The sequence below is a fragment of the Promineifilum sp. (SeqCode) genome, assembly GCF_041918635.1.
In the GTDB taxonomy this organism is placed as follows: Bacteria; Chloroflexota; Anaerolineae; order Promineifilales; family Promineifilaceae; genus Promineifilum.
Genome location: NZ_JAYRVJ010000567.1, coordinates 1 through 6,949, shown reverse-complemented (window position 1 = coordinate 6,949; position 6,949 = coordinate 1). Strand labels below are relative to the sequence as shown.

Below are 6,949 nucleotides of genomic sequence, written 5' to 3'. Positions count from 1 at the left end.
TCCCCCGCCCCCCTGCTCTGCTCACGCCTCCAACACCACCACCCCCCGCTCCCCGGCGACAATGGCCTCCGTCGCCAGGCCGAGGAAGAGGCCGTGCTCCACAACGCCGGGCTGGGCGCGGATGAGTTGAGCCATGCCGCGCGGGTCGGTCAGCCCCGGAAAGTGGCAGTCGAGGATGAGGTTGCCCTCGTCGGTGCGGAAGAGTTGCCCGTCGCGCCGCCGTTCGACGACGCGCGCGCCCAGCGAGGTCAGGTAGTCGGCCGCCGGCCGCCGGGCGAAGGGGATGACCTCCACCGGCACGGGGGCGCGCGTGCCCAACTGCTCCACCCGCTTGCCGGCGTCGGCGACGATGATCAGCCGGCGCGAAGCCGCGGCGACGATCTTCTCGCGCAGCAGCGCTCCGCCCAGCCCCTTGATCAGGTTCAGCTGCGGGTCGATCTCGTCCGCGCCGTCGATGGTGATGTCCACCGACGGATGATCGTCCAGTGTGCCCAGCGGCACGCCGGCCCGCTCCGCCTCGCGCGCGGTGACCTCGGCCGTGGGGATGCCGACGATGCGCTGCAACCGCCCTTCGGCCAGCAGCGCGCCGATGCGCCGGACGGCGTGGACGGCCGTGCTGCCCGTGCCCAGCCCCACCACCATGCCGGAGGCGACGTACTCGACGGCCCGCTCGGCTGCCTGGCGCTTCAACGTCTCCAGGTCGCTCATGACGCCTCCCGCTCGCCGTTCCCGGTCAGCCGCCAGGCGCGCAGCGCCTCGGCCACGCTCCACGCCTGGGCGATGCAGCCGCGCGGCTCGAAGGGCGCGTCCCCCTCGAAGATCTCGCTGATGCTGCCGATGCCGTGATCGACCAGGTGTTGCAGCAGCGGCGACAGGTAGCTGCGCGCTTCGGCCACGTCCCCATAGACGCGCAAATGGGCGGCGATGAACGGGCCGATGAGCCAGCCCCAGACCGTGCCCTGATGGTACGCTCCATCCCGCTTGCGCCGGTCGCCGCCGTACTGGCCGATGTAGGCCTTGTCGTCGGGCGAGAGGGAGCGCAGACCGTGGGCGGTCAGCAGGTGGCGGGCGCAGGCGTCGACCACAGAGCGCTGCTGCTCAGCGGTCAGCGGGCTATGGGGCAGCGACACGGCCAGCAGTTGATTGGGGCGCAGGCTGCTATCCGGGCCGCCATTGGGCGTATCGAGCACGTCGTGGCAGTAACCCAGGTTGGCGCTCCAGAAGCGCTCGAACCCTTTTTCGGCGCGCGCGGCCAAGTCGGCGTAGCGGCGGCCGTCCTCGCCCAGTTGGCCGGCGAACTCCTCCATGAAGCGCAGGGCGTTGTACCACAGGGCGTTGATCTCCACCGCCTTGCCCGTGCGCGGCGTGACGACCCAGTCATCGATCTTCACGTCCATCCAGGTCAACTGGATGCCCGCCTCGCCGGCATGGAGCAAGCCGTCCCCTTCGTCGGCGCGAATGCCATAGCGCGTGCCGCGGAGGTGCCACGCGATGATGTCCACCAGCGTCGGGTAAAGCTCGCGCAACAGAGCCGTGTCGCCCGTGGCGGCGACGTACTCGCGCAGGGCGTGGAAGTACCACAGCGTGGCGTCTACCGTGTTGTACTCCGGCGTCTCGCCCGCGTCGGGGAAGCGGTTGGGCAACATGCCCTGATCGACGAACTGGGCGTAGGTGCGCAGGATGCTGGCCGCCACCTCCGGCCGGCCGGTGGTCAGCGTCAGGCCGGGCAGGGCGATCATCGTGTCGCGGCCCCAGTCGCTGAACCAGTGGTAGCCGGCGATGATGGACTTGCCGGCCGGGTCGGCCGCCGTGGGCCGGCTGACGATAAACTGGTCGGCGGCCAGCGCCAGCTGGCGGAACGGCTGCGACAGCGCCGCGCCGGAGCCGGCGCCGCGGCCAGCCGCGCGGTCGAGCAGCGCTGCCTCATACACTTCCCGCTCGGCGTAGGCCGCCGTGCTGTCCAGGTTGGGCGACGGCTCGGTGCTGGCGACGATGGCGAACGTCTCGCCCGCCCGCAGGGTGATGTGGAACTGGGCCAGATAGAGGTGATCCTCGGTCACGTCGCGCTGGCCGCGGGCCTCTTCGACGGCCAGGAAGAAATCTTCGTACCACTCGAACTGGGGCGTGACGTCGGCCCGGTCGCTGAACAGGTAGAACGGCGCGGCCTCGTCGAACATGCGTACGCGCACGCCGCGCCCCCCGGCGGCGGTCACCGTCGCCACGTCGGGCTGCCAGCCGTTCATGATCGTCGTGCTGTGGTAGTCGCGGTAGTTGCCGAACGCCTTGATCGCCAGACCCATCGGGCCGGTGGCGCGGGTCAGCCGGTACTGGACGTAGGTCGTGTTCGCGCCGGGCTGCATCCAGATGCGCTTTTCCAGCAGGGCGTTGGCGCAGGCGTAGGTCCAGACCGGGGTCGCGCCTTCCAGATGGAAGCGGTTGAGGTGATGGTGGCCGTTGCCCTCCACCGTGCCATCTTCCCAGCGGTTGGTGTAGAGCGGGAAGAGCCGGCCGCTGTCGGCGCGGACGCCGTCGTAGTCGGCCGTCTCGTCCAGCTTGGCCAGCAGCAGCGTCCGGCCGAGCGGCGGCTGCAGCGCGGCCATCAGCAGGCCGTGGTAGCGCCGCGACAACATGCCGGCGATGGTTCCGGAGGCGAAGCCGCCGATCCCGTTGGTGACCAGCCACTCCCGCCGGCTGGCGACAGGCAGATGGCCGCATACCTCGCGGCCAAAGTCAAAATTCATGCGTCACTCCCTGTTTGCGTGCTATTGCCGGCTTGTGACATGGGTCGTTCGTGGGTCATTGGGGGCCGTACTATAGCGGTAATTGCCCATTTGCGCACTGAGAAGAGGCCGTCGGGTAGGGCAATCGCCTATAACCGCCACCCCCAACCGTCCAAAAACCCACCTCCTCTGAATAGTCTGAAGGGTCTGAAGGGTTTTTCGCAAACTTCGCCAAGTGATTCTCTTACGTGAGGAGTTTGCGGAAAACCCTTCAGACCCTTCAGACTGTTCAGACCCACCGCCAGTCCCAGGCCGGCATGTTGCCACAACGCGCGTTGAACAGGGCGGCAGCCGTTGGCCGTCGCCCACACCCCGCCGGGCCGCGCGCGACCCACCCGCGCCCACCGTCTGGGCCGCGCCGGGCGCAGCAGATTCCCCACGACGCGCTGCGCGCAAGCGCGACGGGCCGGTCGCCGGGCGTCGCTGTCGAAGACGCGAAAGTCGCCGGGCCGTTGACCGCGTTCGATGGCTGCCGCCGGCGACGACCATTCGTCCCGCTCCAGCCGCGTGTGGGGCTGGGTCTGTCAGCGCTACCGGTGGGGGGCCGGCCGCCTTATCCGGCGCCGGATAACGGTCACGGCGTGCCCAGCCGGGTAGCGGGCGGGCGAAGTCGCGCAGGGCGGCGCCTCGGCGCGTTCAGGCGCTTCCATCTTAGCGCAACGCCCCCGCCGGTCGCCATTCAATTTCTGGCAGCAAGTTGACGTGTATGTGATTGCCCTGGGCCTGGCGACCTCTTTATAGACGCGCGAGGCTGGTGGATTTATACTAGAAGGGGCCGAATGAGGAGGACATGATGCGCCGCCCAAACCCGTTAATCGTCGCCGTTCTATTGCTGGCTCTTAGCCTATGCGGCTGTCTGGATTCCGAGGAAGAGGGGCGACCACCCACCGCCACGCCCTCGGCCGCCACAACCGCGCCAACCGCCCCGCCAGCCACGCCTACAGCCATCGCCACGCCCACGGCCGCCCCCACCCTGACGCCCGCGCCCACGGGCACGCCGGTCGTCAAGCGCACGCAGCCGGCCGTGGCCGCGCTCATCCCCACCGACACCCCGCCGCCGACCGAGACGCCCATCCCGGCGGCGACCGAGCCGGGGCAGCAGTTCTCCTGGACGGGCGGCTACTCCTTCTGGCCGGTGCGCGGCTACGAGATGCGCTTCGACGGCGGCCAGACCATCCTGACCGACCCGCGCGGCAGCATGCTCTCGCTGGCCGGCGGGCCGGAGCAGAACGCCGGCCGCTCGATGGAGGAGTCGCTCCAGATCGCCCTGCAAACCATCAACGAGGCGACCGGCACAACCTTGCAGGCCGGCGCGCCTTACCCCATGACCGTCGGCGGCGCGGCGGGGCTGGCCGCTGACCTATCCGGCGCGATGCCCAATGGCCCGGTCATGGGCCAGGTCGTCACCACCCGCCCGGCCGAGGGGCAGACCTTTTACGCCTTCGGCATGGCGAACGTGGCCGCCGGGGCCGAAGCGTGGACGCAACGCGCCGGCGCGGACTTCCGCCGGCTGCTCGGCTCGGTGCAGTTCTTTCCCATCTCGACCGCGCTGAGTTGCCCGCGCTCGGTGGACACCACCTACGGCTACTCGCGCGACAACCCGGTGCGCATCGGCGGCGGGGCGGCGGCCCGCGAGCGGGGCGCGACCTATCTGGGCGCACTGCTCAGCCCGCTGCGCCAGCCCATCGCCTACGAGTGGCTGGGGTCGGAGAGCCACGGCGACGCGCAACTCGATAGTTACCGCGTGACCTACCCGCAACTGGAACAGCCGCTCGTGCTCTATCTGGACGCCAACCGCTTCGAGACGCTGTTCGCGCCGGTGGGGTTCACCTGCTGGGGGCCGTTCCCGTTGGATGCGCCTTAGGGCACGCCGGTGCGACCCACTTTCCGAAGTGGGTTGCACCTAAGTCACATTCCTGTGTAGCATCCGGAAGAAAGAATCCGCCGATTTCGCAGATTACGCAGATTTTGAACGCTTATCCGCGAGGTGTGCGGTGTCTCCAGATGTGTTTATTGATGAGCTATGATCGGTGAAGCCCCATTGAGCGCGAACGCCACTGACCGGGCGGCCTACGTGGCCGAGGTGATCGCCCGCCTGCGCGCCGCCTACCCTGACGCCCACTGCGCGCTGGACTACGAGACGCCGGCGCAACTGCTGATGGCCGTTATCCTGTCGGCTCAGTGCACCGACGAGCGGGTGAACCTGACCACGCCGGCCCTCTTCGCCCGCTACCCCACGCTGGAGGCGCTGGCCGCGGCCGACCCGGCCGAACTGGAAGCGATCGTCCGGCCGACGGGCTTTTTCCGCAACAAGGCGCGCTTTCTGCGCGAGGCGGCCCAACGGCTGTTGACCGAGTACGGCGGCGTGGTTCCGCCGGAGATGGAGGCGCTGCTAACGCTGCCCGGCGTGGCCCGCAAGACGGCCAACGTCGTGCGCGGCGAGGTCTATGGCCTGGCCGACGGCGTCACCGTCGATACCCACGTCAAGCGACTGGCCGGGCGGCTGGGGCTGACCGCGGCGACCGACCCGGTCAAGGTCGAGCGCGACCTGATGGCGATCATCCCGCGCGAGAGCTGGATCGAGATCGCCCACCTGCTTATCTGGCACGGCCGCCGCGTCTGCACCGCCCGCAAGCCCAATTGCCCCGGCTGTCCGTTGAACGACATCTGCCCGTCGGCGGGGATGGTCGGTAGTCACCGGTAGGGGCGGGTTTCAAACCCGCCCGTACGTGGTCAGTGGTTGCTTGTCACTCGGCATGCCCTATTTCAATTATCGGATCGAGTCGATCGCCGCGGCCGAGGCCACGTTTTGGCAACGGCGAGCGTTCGCGCGCGCCTGGGCAGCGATCTACCGCGACGATGACCGCTGGACGCCGCCGGATTACCGGCAGGTGCGCCGCGCGCTCGACCCCCGCGCCACCCCACACCTGGCCCGGCTGGACGCGCACCTGCTGCGCGTGGACGCCCTCCACCGCACGGGGGTCAGTCGCAGCCGCGCCGGCCAGCAGGAGATTCCGCTGACCAGCATCTTCGAGCGGACGCTGGCCGCGGCGGTCGTCATCGTCGATCCGCGCCGCCGGGGCCGGACCGCCCACCTGGGGCTGCTCCACCTGCACCCCGACGACGAGGCGTTTGAACGGCTGTACAATCACGTGACGGAGCGCCTGGCGCTCGACGGCTACCGCCGGGTGGTCGGCCCGGTCGGCCTGTCGCCCCACCTCGGCTCCGGCGCGCTGATCGATTCGTGGGATGCGTGGCCGCCGCGCCACACGCCCGGCAACCCACCCTATCTGCCGGAACTGCTGGAGCGACGGTTGCACCCGCTGCAAGACGCCCGGCTCTACCGCGTCGCCGTCCCGCCCGTGCCACCGCTCGTGCCGCCCGGCCGGGCCGCCATCCGTCCCTTCGACCCGGCGCGGCTGGCGACCGATCTGCGCCCGCTGCTCGTCGCGGCCACGGAGAACCCCGTGGCCGGCTTCCCGCCGCCGGATGAGATCGAGACGGCGTTCATCCTGAGCCAACTGGGGCTTGGCTCGCCGGCCGCTTATCTGGCGGAGATCGATTACACGCCGGTCGGCTTCGTGCTGGCCCAGCGGGACACGACCGGCAGCTATTGGCGGCTGGGCCGCCGGTGGGCGCTCGGTCGCCGGCCGGCCTCCTCGACGGCGCGGGCGGGGCGGGTCATCTTCGGCGCGGTCTTGCCCGAGTGGCGCGGGCAGGGCATCGGCCGCCAGCTGTGGCAGCGGACGCTGCGCGACGCCCGCGAGCGTGGCTGGGAGACGCTGACCCTTGGCCCCATCTGGCAGCCGCGCGAGGGGCCGTCACCCGTCGCCGAACTCCTCGGCCCAGCGGCCGAGGCGCGGCAGACGTATCGGTTATACGAACGGTCGTTTTGAGAGAACCGCGTGGCTTGACCGGCAACGCCAACATAATCGCCTCGTAAATGGCCAGCCATCCTATGCTACAATGAAAGCGAATTCAACGCGGAGAGTGAAATGATGGCCGACACGACCATAACCGTTTCCAACGTTCAAATAACGTTAGACCAGTTGATCGGCGCGGTCCGTCAATTGGACCCCGATTCCCGCTCCAAAGTTCTCAACGCCCTGTTGGACGAGGATTTGGAGCGCCGATTTGATGATTTCATCCAGCGGTTGGCAAACAAGCCG

5 protein-coding genes are annotated in these 6,949 nt (G+C 69.2%); 3 read left to right on the top strand and 2 right to left on the bottom strand.

Going from position 1 to position 6,949, the window contains the following annotated elements; translation table 11 throughout:
- Positions 1–21: 21 nt before the first annotated feature.
- Positions 22–708, bottom strand: coding sequence for a ribose-5-phosphate isomerase RpiA (rpiA, locus tag ACE3UY_RS16920; protein ID WP_374688666.1), 687 nt, complete (start codon positions 706–708; stop codon positions 22–24).
- Positions 705–2,741: an amylo-alpha-1,6-glucosidase gene (locus tag ACE3UY_RS16915; protein WP_374688665.1), complete on the bottom strand. Its 2,037-nt coding sequence runs from the start codon at positions 2,739–2,741 to the stop codon at positions 705–707. The genes rpiA and ACE3UY_RS16915 overlap by 4 nt, the downstream gene beginning before the upstream one ends.
- 829 nt (positions 2,742–3,570) lie before the next feature.
- Here ACE3UY_RS16915 and ACE3UY_RS16910 point away from each other — a divergent pair.
- From ACE3UY_RS16910 to ACE3UY_RS16900, 3 genes are all read left to right on the top strand, one after another.
- A complete protein-coding gene (locus ACE3UY_RS16910) occupies positions 3,571–4,644 on the top strand; it encodes a hypothetical protein (protein WP_374688664.1) in 1,074 nt (357 codons plus the stop codon).
- A 159-nt stretch (positions 4,645–4,803) separates the two neighbouring features.
- On the top strand, positions 4,804–5,484 hold the full coding sequence (nth, locus tag ACE3UY_RS16905) for an endonuclease III (protein WP_374688663.1): 681 nt from the start codon (positions 4,804–4,806) through the stop codon (positions 5,482–5,484).
- Positions 5,485–5,536: 52 nt separating this feature from the next.
- On the top strand, positions 5,537–6,676 hold the full coding sequence (locus tag ACE3UY_RS16900) for a GNAT family N-acetyltransferase (RefSeq protein WP_374688662.1): 1,140 nt from the start codon (positions 5,537–5,539) through the stop codon (positions 6,674–6,676).
- The last annotated feature ends 273 nt before the right edge of the window (positions 6,677–6,949 follow it).